At 41.7% G+C, this 24,858-nt stretch carries 24 protein-coding genes and 1 pseudogene; 5 read left to right on the top strand and 20 right to left on the bottom strand.

All coding sequences use genetic code 11. The annotated features are described in order from the left end of the window. Positions 1 to 139: 139 nt before the first annotated feature. The 14 genes from N9I19_RS04655 to N9I19_RS04590 form a co-directional block, all read right to left on the bottom strand. Positions 140 to 1,387: a flagellin N-terminal helical domain-containing protein gene (locus N9I19_RS04655; protein WP_317777117.1), complete on the bottom strand. Its 1,248-nt coding sequence runs from the start codon at positions 1,385 to 1,387 to the stop codon at positions 140 to 142. A gap of 132 nt (positions 1,388 to 1,519) precedes the next feature. Next, positions 1,520 to 1,753 carry a carbon storage regulator CsrA gene (gene csrA / locus N9I19_RS04650; protein ID WP_284471979.1) on the bottom strand — a complete coding sequence of 78 codons (234 nt, stop codon included), beginning with the start codon at positions 1,751 to 1,753 and terminating at the stop codon, positions 1,520 to 1,522. Continuing rightward, the gene (fliW, locus tag N9I19_RS04645; protein ID WP_284471978.1) at positions 1,753 to 2,196 is read right to left on the bottom strand and encodes a flagellar assembly protein FliW; all 444 of its coding nucleotides are present in this window, start codon (positions 2,194 to 2,196) and stop codon (positions 1,753 to 1,755) included. Before fliW ends, csrA begins: the two co-directional genes overlap by 1 nt. 7 nt (positions 2,197 to 2,203) lie before the next feature. Then, complete coding sequence (locus N9I19_RS04640) at positions 2,204 to 2,782, bottom strand: DUF6470 family protein (RefSeq protein WP_317777116.1); 579 nt, start codon at positions 2,780 to 2,782, stop codon at positions 2,204 to 2,206. Positions 2,783 to 2,827: 45 nt separating this feature from the next. Continuing rightward, positions 2,828 to 3,706, bottom strand: a complete 879-nt coding sequence (gene flgL / locus N9I19_RS04635; RefSeq protein ID WP_284469251.1) for a flagellar hook-associated protein FlgL — start codon at positions 3,704 to 3,706, stop codon at positions 2,828 to 2,830. Between the two features lie 15 nt (positions 3,707 to 3,721). Then, positions 3,722 to 5,281 (bottom strand): flagellar hook-associated protein FlgK, encoded by a 1,560-nt coding sequence (flgK, locus tag N9I19_RS04630; protein WP_317777115.1) that lies wholly within the window; start codon positions 5,279 to 5,281, stop codon positions 3,722 to 3,724. 30 nt (positions 5,282 to 5,311) lie between these two features. Continuing rightward, a complete protein-coding gene (locus N9I19_RS04625; RefSeq protein ID WP_176431806.1) occupies positions 5,312 to 5,800 on the bottom strand; it encodes a flagellar protein FlgN in 489 nt (162 codons plus the stop codon). A gap of 68 nt (positions 5,801 to 5,868) precedes the next feature. Then, complete coding sequence (flgM, locus tag N9I19_RS04620; RefSeq protein WP_061465602.1) at positions 5,869 to 6,132, bottom strand: flagellar biosynthesis anti-sigma factor FlgM; 264 nt, start codon at positions 6,130 to 6,132, stop codon at positions 5,869 to 5,871. A 225-nt stretch (positions 6,133 to 6,357) separates the two neighbouring features. Further along, entirely contained in the window at positions 6,358 to 6,777 is a 420-nt protein-coding gene (locus N9I19_RS04615) for a TIGR03826 family flagellar region protein (RefSeq protein ID WP_125159811.1), read from the bottom strand. A gap of 98 nt (positions 6,778 to 6,875) precedes the next feature. After that, complete coding sequence (locus tag N9I19_RS04610) at positions 6,876 to 7,568, bottom strand: ComFC family protein (RefSeq protein WP_284469247.1); 693 nt, start codon at positions 7,566 to 7,568, stop codon at positions 6,876 to 6,878. Then, entirely contained in the window at positions 7,546 to 8,892 is a 1,347-nt protein-coding gene (locus tag N9I19_RS04605; protein ID WP_317777114.1) for an ATP-dependent helicase ComFA, read from the bottom strand. Before N9I19_RS04605 ends, N9I19_RS04610 begins: the two co-directional genes overlap by 23 nt. A gap of 187 nt (positions 8,893 to 9,079) precedes the next feature. Then, positions 9,080 to 9,922 (bottom strand): DegV family protein, encoded by an 843-nt coding sequence (locus N9I19_RS04600; RefSeq protein WP_061465605.1) that lies wholly within the window; start codon positions 9,920 to 9,922, stop codon positions 9,080 to 9,082. Positions 9,923 to 10,117: 195 nt separating this feature from the next. Then, positions 10,118 to 10,801: a response regulator gene (locus N9I19_RS04595; protein WP_061465606.1), complete on the bottom strand. Its 684-nt coding sequence runs from the start codon at positions 10,799 to 10,801 to the stop codon at positions 10,118 to 10,120. 32 nt (positions 10,802 to 10,833) lie between these two features. Continuing rightward, positions 10,834 to 11,976, bottom strand: a complete 1,143-nt coding sequence (locus N9I19_RS04590; protein WP_317777113.1) for a sensor histidine kinase — start codon at positions 11,974 to 11,976, stop codon at positions 10,834 to 10,836. 628 nt (positions 11,977 to 12,604) lie between these two features. On the opposite strand from N9I19_RS04590, the gene N9I19_RS04585 reads away from it, so the two are divergent. After that, on the top strand, positions 12,605 to 13,240 hold the full coding sequence (locus N9I19_RS04585) for a YigZ family protein (protein WP_061465608.1): 636 nt from the start codon (positions 12,605 to 12,607) through the stop codon (positions 13,238 to 13,240). Positions 13,241 to 13,416: 176 nt separating this feature from the next. Beyond that, positions 13,417 to 14,439, top strand: coding sequence for an LCP family protein (locus N9I19_RS04580; RefSeq protein WP_317777112.1), 1,023 nt, complete (start codon positions 13,417 to 13,419; stop codon positions 14,437 to 14,439). Between the two features lie 185 nt (positions 14,440 to 14,624). Here N9I19_RS04580 and N9I19_RS04575 read toward each other — a convergent pair whose 3' ends face one another. The 3 genes from N9I19_RS04575 to N9I19_RS04565 all read right to left on the bottom strand — a co-directional run bounded on the left by N9I19_RS04575 (position 14,625) and on the right by N9I19_RS04565 (position 17,628). Further along, entirely contained in the window at positions 14,625 to 15,686 is a 1,062-nt protein-coding gene (locus N9I19_RS04575) for a glycosyltransferase family 4 protein (protein ID WP_317777111.1), read from the bottom strand. 76 nt (positions 15,687 to 15,762) lie between these two features. Beyond that, positions 15,763 to 16,866 carry a glycosyltransferase family 4 protein gene (locus tag N9I19_RS04570; protein ID WP_317777110.1) on the bottom strand — a complete coding sequence of 368 codons (1,104 nt, stop codon included), beginning with the start codon at positions 16,864 to 16,866 and terminating at the stop codon, positions 15,763 to 15,765. 18 nt (positions 16,867 to 16,884) lie between these two features. Then, a complete protein-coding gene (locus tag N9I19_RS04565; protein ID WP_317777109.1) occupies positions 16,885 to 17,628 on the bottom strand; it encodes a WecB/TagA/CpsF family glycosyltransferase in 744 nt (247 codons plus the stop codon). 111 nt (positions 17,629 to 17,739) lie between these two features. Between N9I19_RS04565 and N9I19_RS04560 the strand changes: the two genes are divergently transcribed. Genes N9I19_RS04560 through N9I19_RS04550 form a run of 3 tightly spaced genes read left to right on the top strand, consistent with a single transcriptional unit; the run spans position 17,740 to position 21,889 of the window. Beyond that, complete coding sequence (locus N9I19_RS04560; protein WP_317777108.1) at positions 17,740 to 19,170, top strand: O-antigen ligase family protein; 1,431 nt, start codon at positions 17,740 to 17,742, stop codon at positions 19,168 to 19,170. A gap of 4 nt (positions 19,171 to 19,174) precedes the next feature. Further along, positions 19,175 to 20,698 (top strand): murein biosynthesis integral membrane protein MurJ, encoded by a 1,524-nt coding sequence (murJ, locus tag N9I19_RS04555; RefSeq protein WP_317777107.1) that lies wholly within the window; start codon positions 19,175 to 19,177, stop codon positions 20,696 to 20,698. A 24-nt stretch (positions 20,699 to 20,722) separates the two neighbouring features. Beyond that, positions 20,723 to 21,889: a glycosyltransferase family 4 protein gene (locus N9I19_RS04550; protein ID WP_317777106.1), complete on the top strand. Its 1,167-nt coding sequence runs from the start codon at positions 20,723 to 20,725 to the stop codon at positions 21,887 to 21,889. Between the two features lie 37 nt (positions 21,890 to 21,926). Here N9I19_RS04550 and tagH read toward each other — a convergent pair whose 3' ends face one another. The 3 genes and pseudogenes from tagH to N9I19_RS04535 all read right to left on the bottom strand — a co-directional run. Next, entirely contained in the window at positions 21,927 to 22,724 is a 798-nt protein-coding gene (tagH, locus tag N9I19_RS04545; protein WP_061465616.1) for a teichoic acids export ABC transporter ATP-binding subunit TagH, read from the bottom strand. Positions 22,725 to 22,741: 17 nt separating this feature from the next. Beyond that, a complete protein-coding gene (locus tag N9I19_RS04540) occupies positions 22,742 to 23,539 on the bottom strand; it encodes an ABC transporter permease (RefSeq protein ID WP_089361985.1) in 798 nt (265 codons plus the stop codon). Between the two features lie 3 nt (positions 23,540 to 23,542). Further along, positions 23,543 to 24,748, bottom strand: a pseudogene (locus N9I19_RS04535) (CDP-glycerol glycerophosphotransferase family protein); the annotation flags it as partial. Positions 24,749 to 24,858: the final 110 nt, after the last annotated feature.

Genomic DNA, 24,858 nt, shown 5'->3' with positions numbered 1-24,858 from the left:
AACGAATGGTCCCTTCCTTTTTAAGGGGCAGTAATCTCTTTTTTTCTACATCACAGTGTTCCTTACACCCTTCAATCAGTACAAATAAAAGAGCCTGACACAAAGTGTCAGGCTCTTTATTGTTAAGCTAACTATTCAATTAACGAAGTAACTGAAGAACGCCTTGCGGTTGCTGGTTAGCTTGAGCTAGCATTGCTTGAGATGCTTGCGCCAAGATAGAGTTTTTAGTTTGCTCCATCATTGTTTTTGCCATATCTGTATCACGTATACGTGATTCAGCAGCAGTCAGGTTTTCAGAAGAAGTACCTAAATTGTTGATAGTGTGCTCTAAACGGTTTTGGTTTGCACCTAGTTTAGAACGCTCTGCTGATACCGTATTAATTGCGTCATTAATTTTTGTAATTGCTGCAGCAGCACTAGCATGGGTTCCTACATTTAATGCTTGCTCAGTTGTTTGGTTATTAGTTCCGTCTGTTACTGCTAATCCTGCATTATCTGCTCCTTTAGTAGATATACCTAAAGCTTCTGCACTCATATTTCCAATATCAAGAGTCAAACTTTGTTTTTCATTAGCCCCAATTTGGAATTTAAGGCTCTTATCCGGGTCAGCAGGAACTGCGTCGACCTTTTCTGCACCCTTAGTAACTTCTGTTACAGTTCCAACGCCGTTACCAGTCAAGGCAACAGAAGATTCTTTGTCAGCTTTTTGAGTTAAAGTAATTTTTCCTGTTCCAGCATCAACAGCTACAGAATAGTTATCTTTAAGTGCGGCATTACCTTCGATGGCAGCTTTTAATGTATCAGCATTACTGAATTTACCTGTAGCTGGATCCTCATCCCCTGCAGCTACAACTGTGAATGTTTGACCACCAATTTCAATTGTATCGTCTACAGTGGTGGAAATTGATCCAAAATCAAATGAGTATTCTCCTGCAACTGCTGGTTTCCCTGCCACTGCTGCTCCATCTTTGTCGCCGTTTAATAGTTTTTGATTATTGAACTCAGTTGTGTTAGCGATACGGTTAATTTCAGATGTTAGGGAATTGATTTCTTTTTGGATTTCATTACGGTCTGTACCAGTATTAGTGTCTGTTGCTGCTTGTGTAGCAAGCTCACGCATACGTTGCAGAATATCAGTCGTTTCGTTTAATGCACCTTCTGCAGTTTGAATCAAAGAGATAGCATCTTGTGAGTTACGGGAAGCTTGGTCCAAACCGCGGATTTGTCCACGCATTTTTTCAGAGATTGCAAGACCGGCAGCGTCATCGCCTGCACGGTTGATACGCATACCTGATGCAAGTTTCTCCATTGATTTAGATTGTGCATTCGTTGCACTTGATAATTGACGGTGCGTGTTTAAAGCTGAGATATTGTGATTGATAATCATTTTATGTTTCCTCCTTGAGTTTTAAGTTCCCACGTCCATGTGGTTGTTTACGAAAGCAATGAATAAGTCAATTTCACTGCTCATCGTTGTATATTTAATATCGGCCTGCTTGGAAACATATTTAGCGGGTTTTCAAGATTTTTTCTTGAAATACTCATTTATATTTTCCAGAAGATTGGTTTTTATTTCAGAAGCTTCGCTATTTTCCTGCTGGATGGACAGGTAGATTTCCTTCCTATGGATATCGACGTTTTTAGGAGCATTGATACCCAGTTTAATTTGTTCTCCCTCAACAGCCAAGATCGTAATTTCGATATCATCGCCAATCATGATCGCTTCGTTTAGCTTTCTGGTCAATACGAGCATCATTCCTCCCCCTGTTCTGCTGGAGGTTCAATCAATCTGTGCTTTGTACGGTATTCACTGCCGTTCATGATAAATTGCTTTCCCGTTTTTTTAGAGGCATTTATGATGATGGGAGCCTGAAGATTCGCCGTCGTTTCATTGAAAGGGTCTTGAATCGTTAATATGACGAAAGTAATGACTTCCAGTTCCGTTTCTATTTGTAAAGAAGATAATACCTCATCCGGAAGCTCCACTTCGTAATCACGAAACACTTCAAAAGGATTTGTCACAATGAAGGCAACCTCTTTTGTTTTTACAGATTGCAGGACGAAAAAGGGCGTGTCATCCAGAGTTAGCAAGCAAAACTGTTTTTCTTCTAGAAATCCTGGTATCCCGCTATCAAATCGATAAATCTCTTCTTCCACTAATTCGATTTCGCCATGAAATTTTGTTTGTAGAATCATCATTGTTTCACTCACCTATCTCATCCGGAAATAAATTGATGAAATCTATATCCAGCGCATTTTTTTGTAGAATTTCCACATCTGCACTCCCTGGTGTGTATGTATGGTTCGGTCTATTGATTCGAGCATCAATGATCGGTTTTTGAGCGGTTGCTTCAATCTCCACCTGGGCCGGCTGATAGTCAAGCTTCACGCTGAAATGAGAGGGAATCCACCCAAGATTGAATTGCTTCTCCGGTCCTTTGCTGTTTTGCCTGGCCTGTTCAGCGAGTGCATTACCGCCTTTTTCAATATGCCTTAGCTCCGTCCCCCGCTGAGCACGTCTTGCCATACCAGCCAGCCAATCTTGATATCCCTGCCGGGCAAATTCCTCCACTCGCTTTGAAAGGCTTTTTAAATCCATATCTTCCCTGGCTTGTGACTGGTCGATCGTCAGCTTGCCTGGGGCCGTTCGGATTTCCAGGATTGCCTGCGGCTGTTCGATAGATTGGTCCGCTGCCTTCTGTTCGATTTGCTGTACAGGCTGTTCTATATTCAATCCAATCTTCATTGAGGTGGATTGCAATCTAATTTGTGGAATCTGCATCATCAACACTCCTTAAGAGAAAAAAGCTATCCTTTTAAGAATAGCTTAGCGAAGAAAATCCAATAAACTTGGTTGCATGATTTTTGCACCGATACTTAATGCAGCACTATGGATACTTTCCTGGGTCGTCAAATCCATGATTGCTTTTTCGATATCGACATCCTCATTTTTCGAAAGGATTTCAGTAGCAAAGACCTCCTGCTGTTTGAGGCGGTCCGTCATCAGCTCAATCCGATTCTGCCTTGCGCCAACCTGTGCTTGCATGCCTAAGAAAGTATTTATGGTTGCGTCAAGTCCTGCCAGCGTGCCACTCACGTCACCACCGTTTTCAAGTGCGTCGATTGTTTGGTCAATGCTTCCCCCAGCGGCAAGCGCATCACCAAAAATCTTCGAACCGTCCGTATTGATTTTCAGGGAAATCCCGGAAAACACTTCAAGGTTTATGTCTCCTGTGCCATACACCGTATTCCCATTCCCATCTTTAACCGAAGACGGTCTCACATTTGTATCCTGGCCGTTGAAAATATATTTCCCGCCTATCTGTGTGTCGCCAAGAGTTATGAGATGTTCTTTTAATTGCTTTATTTCCTCAGCAACATTTTTCAGTTGTTCGCCTTCATACGTACCATTGCTGGCCTGAACCGTCAACTCACGTATCCGCTGCATGGCGGAAACAGCTTCAGAAATGGCATCATCCGTGCTGTCGATCCAATTTGTCGCCTCGGCAATGTTGCTCTGATACTGCCCTATTTGATTGAGGTTTGTCCGGTACCCCATTCCCATCATGGCAGCGACAGGGTTATCGGATGGTTTGGAGAATTTCTTTTGAGAGGAAACCTGCTCTTGCAGCTTGGCCATCTTCTCGTAACTGCTGCTTAAATTGCTTAACATATTATTGGTTAGCATCGATTGCGTTACCCGCATGTTCGTTCACTCCCATTATCGGCCTACAGTGCCCATTCCGTTTATGATTTTATCGAGCATTTCGTCCATCATCGTCATCATTCTTGCAGAAGCATTGTATGCTTGCTGAAATCTGATCATATCGGTCATCTCTTCATCCAAGGATACAGAACTGACAGAGTCTCTATTTTGGTTAACGGATGTAGCAAGCACGACAGAATTAGAAAGGTTTTTTTTGGCGCTTTGAGAATCCACACCCAGTTTTCCGATGATTCCGGAATAATATGTGTCGAAACTTCCCGTCAATTCCTTTGAATTTTGGTCTTTAGTCGAGTACTCACTAAACGCTTTCTTCTTCAGGTCAGCCAGGAGTTTGGCATTTTCATTATCCCCGGATGCCCCTCCGCTTTTAGCGCCTGCGGCAATTTTCGAGGGATCCTTTACGATTTCACTATTCACCTTGATGCTTTGGGCAGCGCTCTTACCTGGTTCTATTTCAAAGAAGTCCAATGTTGAAGCATCGCTATCACCTAGTGCATATCCTTGTTTGTGGATGGTATTAAACTCGTTCACAAAAGCCGTCGTCATATTATCCAGCTTTTTTAGCATATCAGGATACGCTCCCCCGATCGTACCATCATCCTTTTTATAACCAAAATTGTTGATCAAACCGGATAGTTCCCCCGAGAATTTGTAATCCGTCATTGTTTTTGAACCGAACTTCACTCCGTCTACCATACCTGTCGTTTTATCATAGCTAACTTCAACTTTCGAAGTTCCCACCATCCCAGTTTGGTTAACACTTACTAGATTGATAGGCGGCACATAAGACGAACCGTCTTCTTGCATCAATTCGATGTTGTATAGCCCTGCAGCTACATCGCTGGATCTTCCGTAATCCGTCGGAATGACGTTATTCACTTTTATGCTGACAAGCTGCGAAAGTTGGTCTACAAGTACATCACGTTTATCATAAAGGTCATTTGGAATATATCCATGCGGCTCCACTTTACTGATTTGTTGATTGAGTTGATCAATGCTGCTAATAAGCGTATTGATTTCGTTCGCTTTGACGTTCATCTGATTACCGATATCCGTTTGAACGCTCGTTAGCGATTTGTAGTAGTAGTTAAGGGTATCCGCGACCATGACGCCCGTTGAGGCAACGACTTCACGGGCCCCGGAGTTTTCCGTATTGGCCGTCAGCCCTTGCAGCGAATTCCAGAACTTCTCCATCGTGGCAGCTAATCCGCTGTCGGTTGGTTCATTCATGATCCCTTCCATTTTAGACAATGATTCGCTCATGGCCCCGTAAAAACCAATTTTATTACTTTGTGTCCTGAATTGTGCGTCCAGGAAACTATCCCGGATCCGCTGAACCGTTTCTGCCGCTACCCCTGTCCCGATTTGGCCAGCTACGCGCGGGCTGTTCAATCCGACAGTTGGAAAGCCAGACGTCTGTACCAGGTTGACCCGCTGCCTTGAATATCCTAATGTATTGGCATTGGCCACATTATTTCCTGTCGTGTACAAGGCTCCTTGAGAGGTGGATAATCCGCGCTTTGCCGTCTCAAGACCCATAAAGGTTGAAATCATTTGCTCAAACCTCCATCTTTTTTCTGTTTCTTAAGCTTTTGAATCAAACATTGCCATGACGCTTTTTACCGGCTTTTTAACCGAATCCCCATAATTCAAGTTCTGATTCTGCGGCCTCAGCATATCCAAAGAGACATTGATGAATTGAAGGGATTGATAGATTAATTGCTGATTTAAACCGTTCCGCTCTTTCAGCTTAGTCACTTCATCAATCAATTCCGCTTTTAGCCGTTCAATGATTTCCGTTTCAACTGGTCCTGTCAGTTCCGTTACGGCATGGATGGAGGCCTTCTTTCCCACGGTTCCATTTACTGCAAGAAATTCCTTGACTGCCCCCTCTCTCTCCATATCGGTTTGACTGATTGCTTTAATATGCTTTTGTTCCTGAATCAGCAGGGCAGTAATTGCCTCGGTATCACTTGCTTTCAAAATGGCCGTTTTTCTTATCGCTAATTGATTGAAGCTTTTATGAAGCTTGATCAATTTTTCAAGCGATTCGATGATGTTCCGTGCAGACATTTTGCTGCCTCCTCTGCTCATAAATGAAGGACGGAAACTGGTCCCGTCCACTTCATTCAAACTTTAGTTCATTTCCGGTAAAAATCGATGAGACCTTTAGCCGTTGCCTGCGCATTCAATTTATAATTTCCGTTTTCAACTTGGATTTTCAGTTCGTCCACCTTTGCTTGTCTAGCAGCAGGAATCGGAGATGATTGCTGCATTTCTTTTGCCGCTGAAGAAATTTCAACTTTATCCGAGGCATTGACCTTAGACTCTTTGATATTCCCCGTTTTATTGGCTTGAAGATTATACGGGTTAACACCTGTCATACCGATGTTATTGATTTTCATATTCCAGATCCTCTCCTACGGTCGATTTTTTTAAATCCCATAACAATATGATTCTTCAGCAGACCATGAGAATGCTCTGGACTGTGTTATTCACCCTATTGTTATTATCGACAAAGAATCGATTTCTTTTATTGTTTCCTGTAATCTTTCCTTCGACAACCATTGTCGAATATTGTTCTCAATATCGGATATTTTAACAAATCATGCATGCTTTCGCCATGATATCTACCCTTTTTGATCATCCTTCATGTAGTACGTATTTTTTTTATCATTTCCTTGAATTTCAGTTTGGCGCCTTTCCTCACTTTCAAATGCCTGCAAATCCGTAACGAGGGAATCGCTGCACTTGCCGCATAACCTTCCGATCTTGATGTGAGTGCCGCACTTTTCACAAGGAATTCCTAGATTGGGAAACTGCGAAATCCTTAGCTTTCCTGTTTTCACAAATTTAATAATTAAAGTTTCTTCAACGCCAGTTTCCTTAACCACTTGCATCATGGACGCCGTTCTATTTATTTTCTTGCGAATATAGGCATACACTTTATCATATTGGGCTTCTTCTTCTTTATAACAGGCATCGCATAGATCACGGAATTTCGTCATAACGAATAACGAATTACAGTTTGGACAGTTGAATATTCCCATTGAGTTTCCCTCCCTCACCATCACAACGATTATTCTTATTACTGTATATATCGAATAATACCAGCGATACTTTAGGACGTTTATTAAAATTAGCTGTTTCACCTAGCCAGGGTGATGGATGATACCTCTCTGGCCCCAGCCGTTTTTAATGCCTTGGCTGCATGCCTGAGCGTTGTGCCTGTAGTGTAAATGTCATCGATGATCAAAATTGATTTATGCTCCAGCAAATCCGTTTGTATGACCTGAAAAACCTGGGGTAATGACATTCTCTCTTGACGTGACTTTTTTGACTGTTTTTCCGTATGGATCCTTGTTAAGATCTCGGCAGTGTGAAGTCCAAGAAGTACTGCCAAAGCCTGTCCCTGGTTGAATCCCCGCTCCCTAAGCCGTTCATCACTAAGCGGGATGGCCGTTACCAGGTCAAACTCCATGTCCTTTAACCTGTCTTTCAAAAAAGGGACGAATACCTCAGCTAATGCATAATCCCCTCGGTATTTATATTTAGCAATAATATCTTTTAAGTCTTCATTATAATGAAATAGCGATATGTTCTTCGACAAATAGCCGGACCATTCCCTATTCCTTTCCCATCTTGAACAATCCAGACAGATGTCACCAGTACTGTAATTCCTGCCCAGCTCCCTTGAGCACATTGTACATGTTTCCCCGGTTATCCTATTAAGTTTCCCCTCACACTTTTCGCAAATTACCTTTGCCTCAGCCCTCACCAATAGGCTCCTCCATGTCAATGCTTCCTTCATTCCTTCATCACAAACTAGGCATCTCTTCATCCAGCAGCCCCCTTTTCATGGCATCTTTATTCATCATTTGTATATGGTGAACCGTCTCAACCATCGCTTTACTTTTACCGTAATGAAAAAAACTAATCGTCCCGGCAGGGTTAGCAAAGCTTCTCCCTACCCGGCCGGCAATCTGGACGAGGGCACTATCTGAAAACACTTTATGTTCAGCACCAATCACGGCTACTTCCAACCGTTCAATTGTCACGCCGCGTTCCAGGATGGTCGTGGTCAATAATCCAGGAACCATTCCATTCCTTAATGCCATTACTCTTTCTTTTCGGTCAGGGTGCCGTGAGTGGACAATCGATAATTTAGGGGACAGCATTTGAAACAGCGGAAGTGCCTGCTCCATCACTTGAATGCTTGGGAAAAACAATAGGAAGGGGATATTCTGCTCAAGTCGTTCACATACCCATCCTTTGATTGCGGGAGGAATCTTTTTTTGATGAAATTGTTTTTGCCAGTTGCCGCTCCATTTCATTTCAGGGACAGGGATTGGCTGACGATGATAGCGGGCTGGGATTATAACGGCTTTCAATTTGCCGCTTCGATATAGTCGCTGCATTCGTTTCGAAGGTGTGGCGGTCAAGTAGATGGTTGCGGCAGAAAACTTTTTTGATTTATTAACTGCATAATGCAGCGAATCATCAATTGAGTAGGGAAACGCATCGACTTCATCAACAATGATGACATCGAAGGCTTCAATAAAACGGAATAGCTGATGGGTCGTAGAAACAGTTAGTGGCGAAAACGCATGTCGATCTGTACTGCCGGCGTAGAGCGCCGTGACTTCAATGGCAGGAAAGGCTTTTTTTAACCTTGGTGAGAGTTCGAGAACGACATCGGTCCGCGGTGTTGCCAAACAAATTCGTTTCCCAGCAAGCAAGGCTGCCTCAATCGCTGCAAATAGGACCTCTGTCTTACCGGCACCACATACAGCCCATACAAGGAATTCACCTTTTCCGTTTACCGCCTCAACGACACAGTCAGAAGCATATTGTTGACCTGCAGATAAAGTGCCTTCCCAACTCAACACATTGTCAGGTATCTCAAACTGAAAACCCGGACCGGTCCACCTATATAACTTTGCACATTCACTGACTCTTCCCATCATGATGCATGAGCGGCAGTAAGTACAATCCTGATTGCAAATCTTGCATGGGAACGTATAAAACAAAGCTTGATCTTTGTTACCGCAGCGCACACAGTTAAACAGGCCATTACTGGACTGCACTCCGTAAGTTTCCGAGACATACCCATTCTTGAGATGCCCTGCGATGAGTTCCTGGGAGAAGGGGATTTCGAAGGCCAAAAGGTGCCTTCCCGTGAGATGGTGCTGAAGTTCCGGAGAAAAAAAGGGGGGAATGACCATATTTTCCAAACTGTAACCTTCTTTCTTAATAAACTATACTCCTCCATATCATTCGCTTTTTACTCTCAGATCCCTTTTTGCTCATAAAAAAACGCCTTCCTCTTTTTCGAAGGAAAGACGTCCCAGCTTATATTTTATACCAGCCCATCCCCATCGAGCCTTCGCCCAGATGCGTTCCGATTACTGGACCGAAGTAGCTGATATCGAACTCGACATTAGGGAATCGTGCTTCGAGTTCGGTTTTCCAGTCTTTAGCTTCACTTTCTCGCTTTGCATGAATAATGACAGCTTTATACTTCTCTCCACTCGCCGCGTCTTCTCCAAGTAAATCGGCAATTCGTTTCATCGCTTTTTTTCTAGTACGGATTTTTTCAAATGGGACGATGATTTTATCAACAAAATGGAGGACCGGCTTTACTTGAAGCAGACTGCCAATCAATGCTTTGGCACTGCTTAAGCGTCCACCGCGCTGTAGGTGGGATAGGTCATCTGCCATGAAGTATGCCCTGACCGATGGTTTCATTTCTTCGAGCCTGGCCATGATCTCTCCTGCAGCTTTACCATCAAGTGCCATCTTAGCCGCCTCGATCACGTAAAACCCCTGGACCATGCAGCTGACTTCCGAATCAAAGGCATGTACCCTAACCCCCTCGACCATTTCACCTGCCGATACCGCTCCTTGATACGTACCACTGATACCACTCGACAAATGAATCGAAATAACATCATCATATTCTCTTTGCAGCTCCTCGAACTTTTCGACAAACTGTCCGATTGGGGGCTGAGAAGTGGTCGGCAATTTCTCCTGCCTCTTTACTTCCTCATAAAACTCATCCGCAGCAATGTCCACTTCTTCCCGGTAAGCTTCATTGGAAAAAATGACATTAAGCGGCATCATATGTATATGTAAACGTTCACGAATTTCCTTAGGTATATATGCAGTGCTATCTGTTACGACTGCGGTTTTCATAAATAATACCATCCTTATAAAAATTTACTCTGTATCTTATTCACCATTCTATCTGAAATTGCCTTTATTTGCATTAAATAGCTTTCTTCATTACCGGAAATATGTAAAAATTAGTCAAATCTAGCCATCAAAAAAAGCCCGGACTTTCAGCACGCATTGCGGAAACTGAAGAGCCGGACTTATCGAATACTATAATTACTTCACTTCTACCCAGCCATTTTTAATGGCAAGGACAACCGCTTGTGTACGGTCATTCACATTCATCTTTTGAAGAATGTTACTCACATGGTTCTTGACTGTTTTTTCACTGATATATAGGGTTTCACCGATGGCACGGTTGCTTTTTCCGTCAGCTAGAAGTTGAAGCACTTCACATTCGCGTCGAGTCAATAGGTGCAGCGGCCTCCTGATTTCTATTGCATGTACGGAATCACGATCAGCACCCTCTTCGGCTGCCAAGCGGCGATATTCTTTAACTAAATTATGGGTAACCTTCGGATGAAGGTATGAGCCGCCTTCAGCGACTACACGAACAGCATCAATCAACGCATCTGCGTCCATTTCCTTCAACAGGTAACCTTGTGCTCCCGTTTTCAATGCGTGCTGTACGTAGTTTTCATCATCATGAATGGAAAGGATGATTACTTTTGTTTCAGGGTAACGGTTCACGAGCATTTTTGTTGCTTCGACCCCATTCATATTCGGCATGTTGATATCCATGATAACAACATCCGGTTTATGTGTTTCAACGAGATCCATAGCTTCGCTTCCGTCATCGCCCTCGGCAACAACATCAAAGGATGATTCAAAATCTAATATACGCTTTACGCCTTCGCGGAAAAGCTGATGGTCATCGATAATGATTATACTAGTCTTCAACGGCTTCTTCCTCCTAGTTTCTATTCTAAAATTTATAAATGATAGGGAATCTGTATAAACACCAAAGTGCCCGCCCCTGGTTGTGAATCGATCGTCATTTCACCTTCGAGCAGCTCGACTCTCTCCCTCATGCCTACCAGGCCAAATGAACCTTCCTTTTGGATCGAAGAGTCAAACCCTTTTCCATCATCCTTGACGACGACGGTCACCATCTCTTTGGAAATGGACAGTTTAACTTGAACCTGTTTTGGCTCCGCATGCTTCAATGAATTTTGTACAGCCTCCTGAACTAGCCTGAATAAAGCGACCTCCATATCGGAAGGAAGCCTTTTGACCTGCCCAAGGTTGACGAAATTCAAATGCACGCCAGTATTATAGTCTTCGGTCGTTTGCAGGTACTTTCTGAGGGTAGGTACAAGGCCTAGATCATCAAGGGCCATAGGGCGAAGATCATAGATGATTCTGCGCACTTCATATAAAGCATTCCTTACCATGACCTTTAAACTGCGGATTTCAACCAGCGCTTCATCAGGACCTCTCTCGCGTTGCACTCGCTCTATCAGATCAGAACGCATCATGACGTTCGCCAGCATTTGAGCCGGACCATCATGAATTTCACGTGAGAGCTTTTTACGTTCCTGCTCCTGGGCTTCGATTATTTTCAAGCCGAAGTCCTGTTTGCGTTTCGCTTCTTGGAGGGCTTCCCCTACAAATTTAAGATCCTGCATCAAATAATTCTGTACAACCGATATTTGCGAGACGAGATGCACCGCTTTATCGATCGTCTGCTGTAAACCTCTTAACCTTAATTCAAGTTCATCCCGGCGATTACGGAGCTCTTTCTCCAATTGCCTGTTTATTTGCAAATCGACTTGCAGCTTATGTGCCCTTTCATAAGCATCGCGTACCTGTTCTTCAGAAAAATGGTTGAAGTGCATACTGACTTCGGAAAGCCTTTTTCGAGCAAACCTGGCCTTTGAGTCCAGTGCATCGCTGTCGGTTATCACAATGGCGACCCTAATTTTCACATCGTCGAGCTCTTTTGTTAATGATTCAAAGTCCTTTCGGCATTGTTCGCCGATATCAAAGACTTCATCCTTACTTTCACTAACAGTGCTCACCATTGTTTCTAAGATCTTGTCCAATGCTTTAGCATCAACCTTTTTTATGGACATTAAGATCCCCTCCACTTAAATCAAAAGACTTAAACAATTTCTTGTCTTAAAGACTATGTATATGGAAAAAAGTTCTTTTTCCTTTTTCATGAATGGTTAATTTTCAGGAAACTTTTGTATAAAGTAACCTTCATGAACATATTGTACCAAAAAAATAATAATAATACGTTATTTTCCTTATTTGATTTTCACAAAATGTGCAATAACTTTCCATCTCATATTATCGGCTATTAGGGATCATGTAATAGTCACCCATCAAAGGCAGAAAGCCATTTCTATTATCCCAATACAAATTATCCTTTTCTATCAAATGGGATATTCCGCTCCATTGATTATCATATGAAACAGATGCATTTAGTAAATGGCAAAATCCTTGAAATGAGAGGACACGTTAAGGACAAGGCAAGATAATGGCACAGAACTCATGTTTTTCCTACATTGTTATTCTTTTAAGCATATATGATCAGCTAATAATAATAGCAGGCAATAGAATTAATTATAACACGTACAGCTTTTTCTTATATTAAAGTTTCTTTACACATATGGCATGAAATAGAATCGTCATTGCCACTTTTTCCGCAAAGCCTTATAATGAATCAACTAATAGGAAGTACGAAGGTGGAATAGTATGCTCACTCAATATTTAACGGTGACAGGACGCGGCGAACATGAAATCGTCATTGAAAAATCCCGTTTTATTTCCCACATCGCCAGGGTCGAAACCGAAGAAGCCGCACAGGCCTTTATCCAGGAAATCAAGAAAAAGCATAAAGATGCAACACATAATTGTTCAGCCTATATGATAGGGGAACAAAATCAAATCCAAAAAGCCCTTGACGATGGAGAACCTAGCGGTACAGCAGGCGTCCCTATCCTTGAAGTTCTAAAGAAAAAAGAACTGAAAGACACCGCCGTTGTCGTCACACGGTATTTTGGTGGCATCAAACTTGGTGCAGGAGGTCTCATTCGCGCTTACAGTAAAGCGACTTCAGAAGGAATAAATGCCACTGGTGTAGTCATTAGAAACTTAATGCGGGTCATTTCGACAACCGTCGACTATACCTGGCTTGGAAAATTGGAAAATGAACTGCGATCTTCGATTTATCAAATAAAGGAAATCAAGTACCTTGAACAGGTCGATATCCAAGTATATGTTGAAGAAAAACAAAAAGAGGCATATACCGCCTGGATGACAGAGCTGACAAATGGTCAAGGCCAAATTACAGAAGGCGAAATGCTTTATTTGGAACAGGAATTCGCTTGATTTTCTCCTGCATATTTTTCCTTTTTTTTGCTGTAATATAATTGAAAAGAAATATATATTTTACGAAGTTATTAAATCATTGTAAAATTAAGATTAATATATGACGAAATATATTGTAGGATTCGAAAAATGGCGATTTATGTCTGATGTTCGCTATTTAAAAGGAGAAGAAAAAGATGTCTACTACTAGGCGTGTCTATAAAGTTAAAAAAACAAAGAAAAAAAGGCGGAAGAGGCTTTGGTTATTGCTTGTTCCCCTACTGGTACTTGGTCTAGGGGCCACTACGTATGCTGCAACTATATATTTGAAAGCCCAGGATGTTTTCAAGAATTCCTATGACCCGGTTGAAGCTTCAGCCAAGCGGAGTGAAGCGGTAGATCCCCTTAAAGATAATTTCTCGATTCTTTTCATAGGGATCGATGATAGTGATAAACGTGACTATAAAGGACACTCACGTTCGGATGCTTTAATCTTGGCCACATTCAATAAAGATCAGAAATCCATTAAACTTTTAAGCATCCCCCGTGATTCTTATGTGTACGTTCCAGCCAAAGGCGTAACCACGAAAATCAACGCGGCCCATGCTGCAGGTGGACCAAAAGCAACGATGGACACAGTTGAGGAGCTACTCGATATCCCTGTCGATTATTATGTCCGCATGAACTTCAATGCTTTCATCGATGTCGTAGATTCATTGGATGGAATCAAAGTCGACGTACCTTATGAAATAAATGAACTGGATTCACATGACAAGAAGAATGGCATCCATCTTGAAAAAGGATTACAGACCGTTGATGGTGAAGAGGCATTAGCCTTTGCAAGGACACGTAAAAAGGACAGTGATATCCAACGTGGTGAGCGTCAACAGGAAGTCCTTAAAGCCATCGTCGCCAAAGCAACTTCTGCTGGGTCCCTAACGAAATATACAGACGTAATGGAAGCTGTCGGTGACAATATGACGACGAACCTACAATTCTCACAAATTAAGGGTTTCATAAAATATGTGACTACCGATAAGGGTCTTAATCTTGAAACCATCAAACTTGAAGGTCAGGATTCTTACATTAACGGAACCTATTATTATCAACTAAACGATACATCAGTAGCGAACGCTAGGCAGACACTTCGATCCCACTTGAACCTGGGGCCAAAAGAAGGCAATCAAACTGAGGCCGTTCAATCGAAAACACAAGAATAAAGTGAAACCCCCACTCTTCATGTAGTGGGGTTTTCCTTTTTTCATGAATCATCCGGCTCACTTCTGAAATTCCTACCCCACTTCCAAGTCAGGGATAACCGATAGAAGAAAAAAGCCTCCAACCGTTTTTAGTAACGTTTGGAGGCTTTTCATCTATTCAAATCTATTAATCTATTTGCAAAGCATTATGGCTTGTTTTTAAAGTTGAGCATCTTCAGCAATGGCTGATAGTTTGAATTGACCAAACCAATTTTCTCCACAAAAATTTCGATGATCAGCAGGAGTCCGGTTACAAGGATCAAAGCTCCCCACACCGTTGCAAATTGAAAGATTATTGCCGCTAAGCCGAAGCAAGCAGCTAAAGCGTAAATGAGCAAGACAGTCTGCTTATGAGTGAATCCCAAGTTTATCAAACAGTGATGCAAATGGGATTTATCAGCAGCCGAGATCGGCTGTTTATTGACGACCCTGCGGATAATCGCGAAAAATGTATCCGAAATAGGCACACCCAAGATGATGATCGGTACGATCAAGGAAATCATCGTAACGTTTTTAAACCCTTGCAGGGACAGAACGGCAATGATGTAACCTAAGAATAAGGCGCCTGTATCTCCCATGAAAATCTTTGCCGGATGAAAGTTATATTTCAAAAAGCCAAGAGTGCTTCCAATCACGATCAATGCGACCATGGCAACAAATAGGTCCCCTTTGATAAGGGCCATTGTTGCAATTGTCACTAATGCAATTGTCGAGACACCGCCTGCAAGGCCATCCAGTCCGTCTATCAGGTTGATTGCATTAATGATGCTGACGATCCACAAAATGGTGATCGGTATACTTAAAACACCAAATTCAAGTGTATCGGTAAAGAACGGCAAATTGATGAATTCCACTTGAAGACCGCCCCATAATACGATAATGAGGGCCGCCAAAATCTGGCCAAGGAATTTGGGTGCAGCTCTTAATTCAAAAATATCATCAGCCATTCCAATTAATATGATGACAAGAGCACCTACTAGAAGAGGCAATTGCTCCCACAAGTCATTCGTAAAAATTAACGTAAAAATTAAGAATGTAATGGAAAAACTCAAAAATATAGCTAAACCGCCCATGCGCGGCATAATTTTACTATGCACTTTTCGCTCACTCGGTTTATCGGTAGCTCCTAATTTAAAGGCCAACTTTCCGACAAAAGGAGTCAAAAAAATGGATAATAAAAAGGCTACCAACAAGGCCCCTATTAACATCAAGAACCACCTCAATTCAACTAAAAATCTAATACCCGTAACGATCTATAAGAAAACCTATATATAAATGCTTATTTTAATTTTTCATCCTCAAATAAACATTATATACGTTTTTGGCTAAAATCTCTATAGAAAAGTTGTTTTTTGCAAATTTTTGTAAATCCGACCCTATCTTTGTCAGGTCCCCGGATTTTTTTAATTCTAAAGCATTGCAGATCGCCAAGTTCAGTTGATCGACATTTCCTATTTCTGTAATCCAGCCCTTTCCCCCATCCGGAATCAATTCCTTTACACCGCCAACATCACTAGTGATAGCCGGAAGACCGGACCTTGCTCCTTCAAGTAAAACCAGTGGAAAGCTTTCGCTTAAGGAAGTCAATAACGTGACGTCCCCCATTGGGTAGATTCTTTCTAAATCTTCACGATAGCCCAAAAAGAACACGTGATCGGATAATCCCTTTTCCGAGACCATCTCTTCCAGAGCAGTTCTCCTGCTCCCGTCCCCTAAAAGCAACAGTTTTACATGGGGGAATTTCGATACCACTTCACTTAATGCCGCTAAGGCAAATTCGTGACCTTTCACCGGTTCAAGCCTTGCAGGCATGATGATGATGAAATCATCTGCCCCAAACCCAAAATCATCTCTTTGAAAGGGGAAAGGCAATTCCTTTTCAAAGTCGATTCCATTTAGGATTTTTGTTATTTTGGACGAGTCGATTCCTTGGTCAATCAAGCCTTGCTTAAAGCGATCGGAAACTGCCAGTATATGATCTGCATATTTAAATGACCTTACATGAAGTCCCGTAAACAATTTTCCTTTTACACCCTGACCCAAAAAGTCATGATGAGGTGAACTGTGAACAGTAAGGAGCCAAGGGCGTTTAATGAAGCGCTTTAAAAAGGCACCATATATATTCGCCCGCGGTCCATGGGTATGGATGATGTCTATATTATTAAGACGGATAAAGTCCCGTAAAGGTTTCAAAATTGAAAGGTCAAATTTGGAATGTTGCTTGAAAAGTTCGGTTTGTATCCCGGAAGACATGGCCCGCCGGTAAAGTTCACCATCTTCAAATACAGCAAGCAAGCACTCCTCTTTATTCAATTGGTTCAGTAAGGACATAATATGAAACATACCGCCGCCAGTTTCATTGCCAGCGTTTAAGTGCAAGACTCTCATCCATTCCACTCCTTATGTTCAGGAACGCTGGACCGTTTTCCTTAACCGTCTAACCTTGAATACGAATCTTGGCAAAGCAAGCATCCGTTTCCACCGTGAAGGTTGCTGGATCAGTCGGTACAACCATTCAAGACGCATCTTCTGCCAGAAAACCGGGGCGCGGTTCACCTTTCCTGCAAGAACATCAAAGCTTCCCCCAACTCCCATGAAGATTCCTTTTTTAAATAACGGATAATGCCTGGAAACCCATTTTTCCTGTCTAGGAAACCCTAATGCAGTCAAAATGATGTCAGGTTCAAGTTCCGCTATGGACTTGGCCAGGCTATCGTCCTTAATATCGATATAACCATGGTTGTATCCCACCAACTCGAGGCCAGGGTATAGCTCTTTTGCTTTAAGGGCCGCTGTTTCAATAACCTGTTCCTCCGCTCCGAGCAGATATACCTTCAGCGCTTTTTCATCAGCGACCCGAAATAATTCATTCATCAAGTCGAATCCTGTAATCCGCTCTTGTAAAGGTTGATTTAGCCATTTAGAGGCCATAATAATACCAATGCCATCCGGAGTGATGTAATCAGCCGATATAATGATGTCCTTATAATCCTGATGTTCATTTGCATACTCAACTATTTCTGGATTTGCCGTAACGACAAACGTTTTTTCCTGATTCATTAATCTTGGATAAATCATTCCATTCATGAATTCATCCATATTGCTATCGATGAATGGTATGGATAGTATCTCAACAAACTTTTCTGTCATTTCACTTCAGCCTTTCATATGTACTATACATCTAAAGGGTGGGGTATTATTCAAGAAATTTTTTCATACACATCAAAGAACGTGATTTTCGATTCAAAGGTGGTTAATCAATTGAAATTTATAGAAAAACAATCGTTATTCATTCTAATCATGTGCCTGCTCGTCCCATTAGCAGTGCCTCACCCTATCACCGGTTACATGGCAACGGTGTTAATGCTCGTTTTTATCGGTATAAATAAAAAAAACCTGTTATTAATTCTATTCATTTACTTCCCTGCCCGTCCCTTATTGATGGAACTGAATAGCGGCTTAACCTATACAGGTGATCTGATCATCCTCACCTTATTCATTTCTTTGCTTATGGAAAATTTCAAGAAATACGAATGGCAAATTTCTAAATATCATTTTACTGTGCCATTTTGGTTGTTTTGTTTAGTTGGTGCAGTAGCTGGACTCCTAAACGGAGTGGGTATCTTCCCCATCCTATTCGAACTCCGGGCATTGCTTGTTACATTCTTACTTCTTTACATTATCGGTGAATTAAATCTAGAAAGAAAGGATATCTTTCGCTTTTTGAAGGTAATCCTAATATTTACAATCTTTCTTTGCCTGTATGGCATATTGGAGAAAATCTTTTCGCGTACGATCTTGCTTCCCCATGAATGGGAAATGTGGAATCTTTCTCCAACTAACCGGATGAGGATTTATGGAGCACCTGCCAACCCTAATGTATTTGCCTTATTCTTAAGCATTCAGTTATTCCTTAGTTTCTTTCTATTTCAGTCGCTGAAAAAATATAAACCCTTCGTCTTTCTAACGTCCATCTTACTTTCTGGTACGTTACTGCTCACCTATTCACGGGGTACGATGATTGCATTCGGCTTCGCGGCGCTCGTGTTTATAATTTGGACTAGAAATAAATCATTTCTCAAATATGCTGTAGGCGCATTCGGTCTCGGCCTGCTTCTGATTTATTACCCTGTTCTATTCGCTTCAAGTAAAGTGGAGGTATCCGCATTGGTTCCCATGGAAAATATGGCAATTGGCAGCACTCCCACTTCCGAACACGAACATGCCCTTTCCAATCGATTTTCTGAAATGTTCTCTAATACGACTCTTCACCAAAGTACAGAATGGGGCCGATTATATGTCCTAATCAAGGGACTTGAAATTTTCAAAGATCATCCCATAATTGGCACAGGGCTAGCAACCTTCGGAGATTCTGCCACCCTTTCCTTTTCCTCACCAATCTATCAGGAATACAAAATTGGTGAAAGGATGTATACCGATAATCAATATATCCAAATTCTTGTTCAAACTGGGGTGCTGGGTTTTCTCGCGGTACTTGCATTCATTCTTTTTACCTACCGTAAAATCATTAAATCGAGAAATGGCACTTTAACGGTATTTACTATCTGCCTGATGTTAGCAGCATTGCTAGCAGGACTTTTTTACAATATTCTAGAAGATAAAACGTTTACACTATTTTTTTATAGTTGTTTAGGTTTCTGTTTACAAAAGGATATCATTTTAAAGGATTGAAAATATGCCTACTCTTTCACATGTAATTAAATCGGTCGGGCTAGTCACTATTATTGCAGCCATTGGAAAAGTCCTCGGATTCGGGCGGGAATCGATCATTGCCGCCTATTTCGGTGCATCGTCAATGGCAGATGTTTTTTTCGTGGCAAGCCTCATACCAACCATTTTATTTACGGCCCTCGGCAGCGGTCTTCAGGCAGGCGTCATTCCCATTTACTTGGAAAAGAAGGCGGATAACCCTTTGAAAGCTGATGAATTCATCAGTGTTTTAGGTTCCTTCTTTATGTTGATAGCCGGATTAATGACTATTGCCTGCATGATTTTCACAAAGCCGCTCGTCATAATGGTAGCCCCCGGTTTCTCTGATTCGGAACTTGCTCTGACGGAGTCCCTGACCCGGATCATGCTGCCAAGTTTACTATTTTTCACACTTTCATACATGGCGACGGGAGTCCTGAATGCGAATAAGCGTTTTATTCTTCCAGCACTCACTTCGACTGCACAAAACACGGTCATTATAGCAGCCACCGTTTTGTTCGCTGCTCCCTTTGGGGTTGAAGGGCTGGCTTGGGGATTTGTGTTCGGTGCGGCCAGTCAGTTCCTGATTCAATACCCATCATTAAAGAGATTCGGAATCCGGCCCATCGTCTCTTTCCTGCCTCATAAAAGGCAGATCGTTCAAACACTGTACACCTTTTACCCGATTATCATCGCCGCTTTGGCGATCCAATTGAATAGTGTCGTCGATCGGATCATTGCCACCTCGCTCGAAACCGGAAGCGTATCAGCTCTGAACTATGCGAATCGGCTGCTGTGGCTGCCATTAAGCATTGTCCTCACGCCGTTGATTACCGTATTGTATCCTACAATCGTCGAGCGGGCACTTATAGGCTATCAATCTTTCCTTAATTTGACCTTAAAAGGTCTGAAGTCACTTTTATTTTTAGCCATTCCTTTCATGATCGTCATGTTAATCAGCGGAAACAGCTTAATCACTCTGGCTTTCCAACGCGGGGCTTTCGATGCTTCAGCCACCGAAACGACCTATAATGCATTTACCTTTTATTCAGCTTCCCTCCCATTCTTTGCATTAAGGGATTATTTGATGAACGCCTTCTATGCCTTAAAGAAAACAAAAGTGGCCATGTATTCCTGCCTGTTCGCCGTATTGCTTAATGTCCTGCTCAGCTGGGTCCTATCACGTTATCTTGGTGTCGGCGGAATTGCCTTAGCCACAGGGATATCCATGCTCCTGCAATCTCTCTACCTATTCGGCTTCCTATGGTTAAAGACAGAAAGAACGGACAAGGCCGCTTTCAGGGATGTTTTTCAGGAAAGCGGCAAGCTGATCATCATCGGAACCATCATATTCGGACTTGCGCTCTGGGTCCATCCGCTTACCGAAACGTTCCCCATCATTATGGAATTAGTGATCATATCGCTTGTGGTATTCGGATTATATTTCGCATTAGCCACGCTTTTTAAAGTAAGCAGCCTGCAAGCAATGAAAAGGATAAGATCAAAGTAATAAATTAGAAGAAGGAGTGCCATTATGAACATATTAATCACGACGATTTTCAACTACCCTCATGAAGGAGGGCTATCAAGTCATATCACTACGTTAAAAAAGGGGTTAATGTCACGGGGCCATAATGTGGACATATTATCTTTCTCTCAATTGCCCCCTTTCAAGAGGAAGATACTCGCCCAAGCTCCCGGTTTTTTATTGAATAAAGTAAAACAAGGGAGCGGTCAGCTTTTCAATGACAAACAGCGCCAAAAATTATTGGCTTCATCTATTAAAAGCTTGAAAAAGAACTATGATGTCATTAATGCCCAAGACATTTTCGCAACGCTTGCTTCCATTGAATCCGGGATTCCAACGGTACAAACCGTCCATGGGTATTATTCATTCGAAGCAGTCAGCAGGGGTGCCCTCCTTCCGGACAGTGAAGAAGATTTAATCATTCGGGAGCTTGAAAGAAAAGCCTATCAGTCTGCTGCAAAAGTTGTGACGGTCGATCAAAGGATCAAAGACTATATAAATCATTTGGCACATATAGAGGCGGAAACGATCAAGAACTTCATTGACGTGTCAGCTTTCAAACCGGAAACGGAAAAGCGGAAGCAAACCCGTCAGGATTTTCAAATCCCCCTACATAAAAAGATGCTTTTCGTCCCTAGAAGAATGACGGAAAAGAACGGTGTCATCTACCCGCTCCTTGCTCTGCCGGAGGTGCTGGAAAACCACCCTGAAACGGTATTGGTCTATGCGGGTACAGGAGAACAGCGAACCCGGCTTGAGGAAGCGGCAGCACGGCTCAAATTATCCGATTCCGTACTTTTCTTAGGTTCAGTGCCTTTCGAGAAAATGCATAGCCTCTATGAAGCATCGGATATCGTACTCATCCCAAGTGTTCATTCCCACGGGGTGGAAGAGGCGACTTCCATATCTGCATTAGAAGCGATGAGTTGCCGCTCACCCGTCATTGCAAGTGCAATCGGGGGTTTAAAGGAGATTCTCATTGATGGTGAAGATGGTCTGTTAGTTGAGGAAAAAAATATAGAAGCACTTGCACAAGCGATCTCTATTCTGCTTAATGACACTAAATATGCAACAATGTTAGCTACGAAAGCAAGATATAAAATGGAAAGCGAATACTCCCACCTTACAGCTGCCGAGCGGTTTGAGAAAACTTATGATGAAGTGCTTAACTAAAAAAAGCAGACCCGATGGCCGGGTCTGCTTTTCACTATCATACCAGTGTAGAACTACGTCTTTTCATTTGTTCTTCACGGTACTTTTTCTGTTCTTTTTTAGACATGGCGTTATATTCTTTTAAGAATGCTTCATATTGCGGCATTACTTCGTTCATGGCACCGTATGCTTTTAACTCTCCATACTCAAGCCATAGAGCCTTTTGGCAAAACTTCTTCATCTGACCGATTGAATGGCTGACAAAGAACATCGTTTTGCCTTTTTCCTTAAATTCGTTCATTTTCTCCAAACACTTTTCAGCAAAGTTTTTATCCCCGACCGATAAGGCTTCATCAATAATCAGGATATCTGGATCAATATGCACGGAAATGGAAAAACCAAGCCTGGACTTCATACCGCTTGAGTAGGATTTCACCGGTTGATCAATGAACTTGCCAAGCTCTGAAAACTCAATGATCTCAGGCTCAAGTTCTTTGATTTTATTTTTATCGAATCCGAGCATAAGCATTTTCAGCTCAATGTTTTCTCTGCCCGTCAACTGATTATTCAGGCCCGATGAAACGGCAATCAAAGCCGTTTTCCCGTTAGTTTGGACATTTCCATCCGTAGGCGGGATAATACCTGCAATAATATTGGACAATGTGGATTTCCCGGATCCGTTGACCCCGACAAATCCTATTACATCGCCCTTTTCCGCTTCAAAACTTACATTTCTCAGAGCAAAGTACTCTTCCCCATAGCTTTTAGGTAAAAGGAGATCCAATAATTTTTCCGAGTTTTTATTATATAATTTATACTTTTTCGTTATATCTTTGACAATTACCGATTTTTCCAATTTTTCTCACTTCCAGTTTACTTAAAGTCAACAAAGCGATCTCTAAACCTAACATGCAGCGAGGAACCTATCAAAAAGAAGACGATTACGACTGCCCAGAAATATAGCGTATATTCCCAATTCACTATTAGGTACCATGATTCCCCCAATAACGAAGCTCGATACCCATCCACAATATAATATAGAGGATTCAGCTTCATGATTTTAACGATTACAGGATGGTCATTAGCATTTAATACCCAAAGGATTGGTGTTAAATAAAACAAGACTTTCATTAATGACACGATCATATTGTGAACGTCGCGAATAATGGTTGATAAGGTTGACGAGATTAAGCCAAATGAAAATAACAGCGCAACCGTTGCGGCAACATAATACGGCAGTTGTATGATGTAAACTGTAGGGAGGTATCCAGTAAAACCTAATAGTATGATAATGACTCCCAGCAGCACGAGATGCTGATACAACTTAGCAAAAATGACATACGAAGGAATGACACTCATCGGAAAGCTCATCTTGGATACCATATTCAGTCGGGAATAGACGGATTTGGACGTTTGGGTTATAGCAGGATTCACAAAAAACCAGACAACGATCCCTGCCATAAGCCATGGAAGGAATTCTTCACCGCGATTTAAGATTCCAAATCCGAATACAAACCAATAAATCGCAATCTGTATCATCGGATTGATGATTTCCCATAGGATTCCCAGGTAGTTATTACTGTTGGCACTTTTCACCTCATAAACAGATAAACGCCTTACCAAATAAAAATTGTTGATTTGTTCTTTTAAAACGGTCAAAGCTGAACTCATATATTACACAGACCTTCCTAAAAACACTTTTTCTACGACACGGCGTGAAGCCTGGCCATCCTCGAGGGCACAAAACCGTTCGTGAAAGTGATTGAACTCATTGTTATTTTCAAATTTGATCGCACTGATACTATCAATGACCGCATCAGATGTTTTTACTAACATACCTGGCGCATTCTTTTCAAAATCAAAGTAAAACCCGCGAAGCTTGTCCCTGTAATTTTCAATATCATATACATAGAAAAGCATCGGCCGCTTTAAATTTGCGTAATCAAAGAATACGGATGAATAGTCGGTTATTAATAAATCCGAAATAAGATACAAATGACTAATATCTTCGTAATTGGATAAATTGTAGGCGAATCCTTGATAAGCTGTTAAATCCAAGTTCTCAGAAACCAAATAATGAAGACGGAGCAAAATGACATACTCCTCCCCCAGCTCCTGTTTCATTCGATTCAAATCCAGTTTTATTTCAAATTTATATTTTCCCTTGCTATAAAACTCATCATCCCTCCAAGTAGGGGCGTATAAAATGATCTTTTTCTCTATTGGTATACCCAACTTCTGTTTCAATGAGTCGATTGTATCACGATTATTCCCATTGTAAAGTATATCATTGCGCGGATAACCAGTTTCGAGAATTTTAGAAGTATCGACATTGAAGGCACGGGCAAAAATTTCACTTGAATAAGCATTCGGTGAAATTAAATAATCCCACTTACTTGATTCGGCATGGAAATTTTCTTTATATTTATCCGTCGTTGTTCCAGGCATGTGTACTTCATTCATATCTGCAGCAAGTTTCTTTAATGGCGTCCCATGCCACGTTTGCAAATAGATTGTGTGCTTCGGCTTCGGAATCCAAAGCGGGAGCCTGCTGTTCGTTACCCAATAACGGGCCCTGGTCATTTTAAGCAGCCAATTGAATGAAAAACGATTGAGATACGGAATGCCTGCCTCTTTGAAATGAGCACTATATCTTTTATCTACGCTCCAATACATTTTATATTCAGGATGGTGACTCTGCAAGTATTCATAAATCGCTCGTGGATTACAGCTATACTGCTTTCCTAAAAAACTCTCAAATATTACAAGCTTATGATCCACTGGAAATGCTTGCCCTACCATTGCAAAAGCCATTTTATATCCTCTTAAAATAATTGCTTTAGCCCCATTTTTTAATAGCGATAGAAAGGAAGGTCTCTTTGAGGTTTGTATTGTTTCATTTGACATATCTGATCTCCCTTTTTATTAATTAGTAATAATTGAGTAATGATTATAATTAATCGTGGAGCACTGTCTTTCTTTGTGTTATC

This window comes from Peribacillus sp. CSMR9 (assembly GCF_033141925.1).
Classification (GTDB): domain Bacteria; phylum Bacillota; class Bacilli; order Bacillales; family DSM-1321; genus Peribacillus; species Peribacillus simplex_A.
Note: the sequence above shows the minus strand (reverse complement) of the source record. Positions and strands in the feature narration are given on the sequence as shown.

Coding starts and splice junctions, on each gene's coding strand:
- N9I19_RS04655 (WP_317777117.1), bottom strand. CDS start 1,387: ATGATTATCAATCACAATATCTCAGCTTTAAACACGCACCGTCAATTA.
- csrA (WP_284471979.1), bottom strand. CDS start 1,753: ATGCTCGTATTGACCAGAAAGCTAAACGAAGCGATCATGATTGGCGAT.
- fliW (WP_284471978.1), bottom strand. CDS start 2,196: ATGATTCTACAAACAAAATTTCATGGCGAAATCGAATTAGTGGAAGAA.
- N9I19_RS04640 (WP_317777116.1), bottom strand. CDS start 2,782: ATGCAGATTCCACAAATTAGATTGCAATCCACCTCAATGAAGATTGGA.
- flgL (WP_284469251.1), bottom strand. CDS start 3,706: ATGCGGGTAACGCAATCGATGCTAACCAATAATATGTTAAGCAATTTA.
- flgK (WP_317777115.1), bottom strand. CDS start 5,281: ATGATTTCAACCTTTATGGGTCTTGAGACGGCAAAGCGCGGATTATCC.
- N9I19_RS04625 (WP_176431806.1), bottom strand. CDS start 5,800: ATGTCTGCACGGAACATCATCGAATCGCTTGAAAAATTGATCAAGCTT.
- flgM (WP_061465602.1), bottom strand. CDS start 6,132: ATGAAAATCAATAACATCGGTATGACAGGTGTTAACCCGTATAATCTT.
- N9I19_RS04615 (WP_125159811.1), bottom strand. CDS start 6,777: ATGGGAATATTCAACTGTCCAAACTGTAATTCGTTATTCGTTATGACG.
- N9I19_RS04610 (WP_284469247.1), bottom strand. CDS start 7,568: ATGAAGAGATGCCTAGTTTGTGATGAAGGAATGAAGGAAGCATTGACA.
- N9I19_RS04600 (WP_061465605.1), bottom strand. CDS start 9,922: ATGAAAACCGCAGTCGTAACAGATAGCACTGCATATATACCTAAGGAA.
- N9I19_RS04590 (WP_317777113.1), bottom strand. CDS start 11,976: ATGTCCATAAAAAAGGTTGATGCTAAAGCATTGGACAAGATCTTAGAA.
- N9I19_RS04585 (WP_061465608.1), top strand. CDS start 12,605: ATGCTCACTCAATATTTAACGGTGACAGGACGCGGCGAACATGAAATC.
- N9I19_RS04580 (WP_317777112.1), top strand. CDS start 13,417: ATGTCTACTACTAGGCGTGTCTATAAAGTTAAAAAAACAAAGAAAAAA.
- N9I19_RS04575 (WP_317777111.1), bottom strand. CDS start 15,686: ATGTTAATAGGGGCCTTGTTGGTAGCCTTTTTATTATCCATTTTTTTG.
- N9I19_RS04570 (WP_317777110.1), bottom strand. CDS start 16,866: ATGAGAGTCTTGCACTTAAACGCTGGCAATGAAACTGGCGGCGGTATG.
- N9I19_RS04565 (WP_317777109.1), bottom strand. CDS start 17,628: ATGACAGAAAAGTTTGTTGAGATACTATCCATACCATTCATCGATAGC.
- murJ (WP_317777107.1), top strand. CDS start 19,175: ATGCCTACTCTTTCACATGTAATTAAATCGGTCGGGCTAGTCACTATT.
- N9I19_RS04550 (WP_317777106.1), top strand. CDS start 20,723: ATGAACATATTAATCACGACGATTTTCAACTACCCTCATGAAGGAGGG.
- N9I19_RS04540 (WP_089361985.1), bottom strand. CDS start 23,539: ATGAGTTCAGCTTTGACCGTTTTAAAAGAACAAATCAACAATTTTTAT.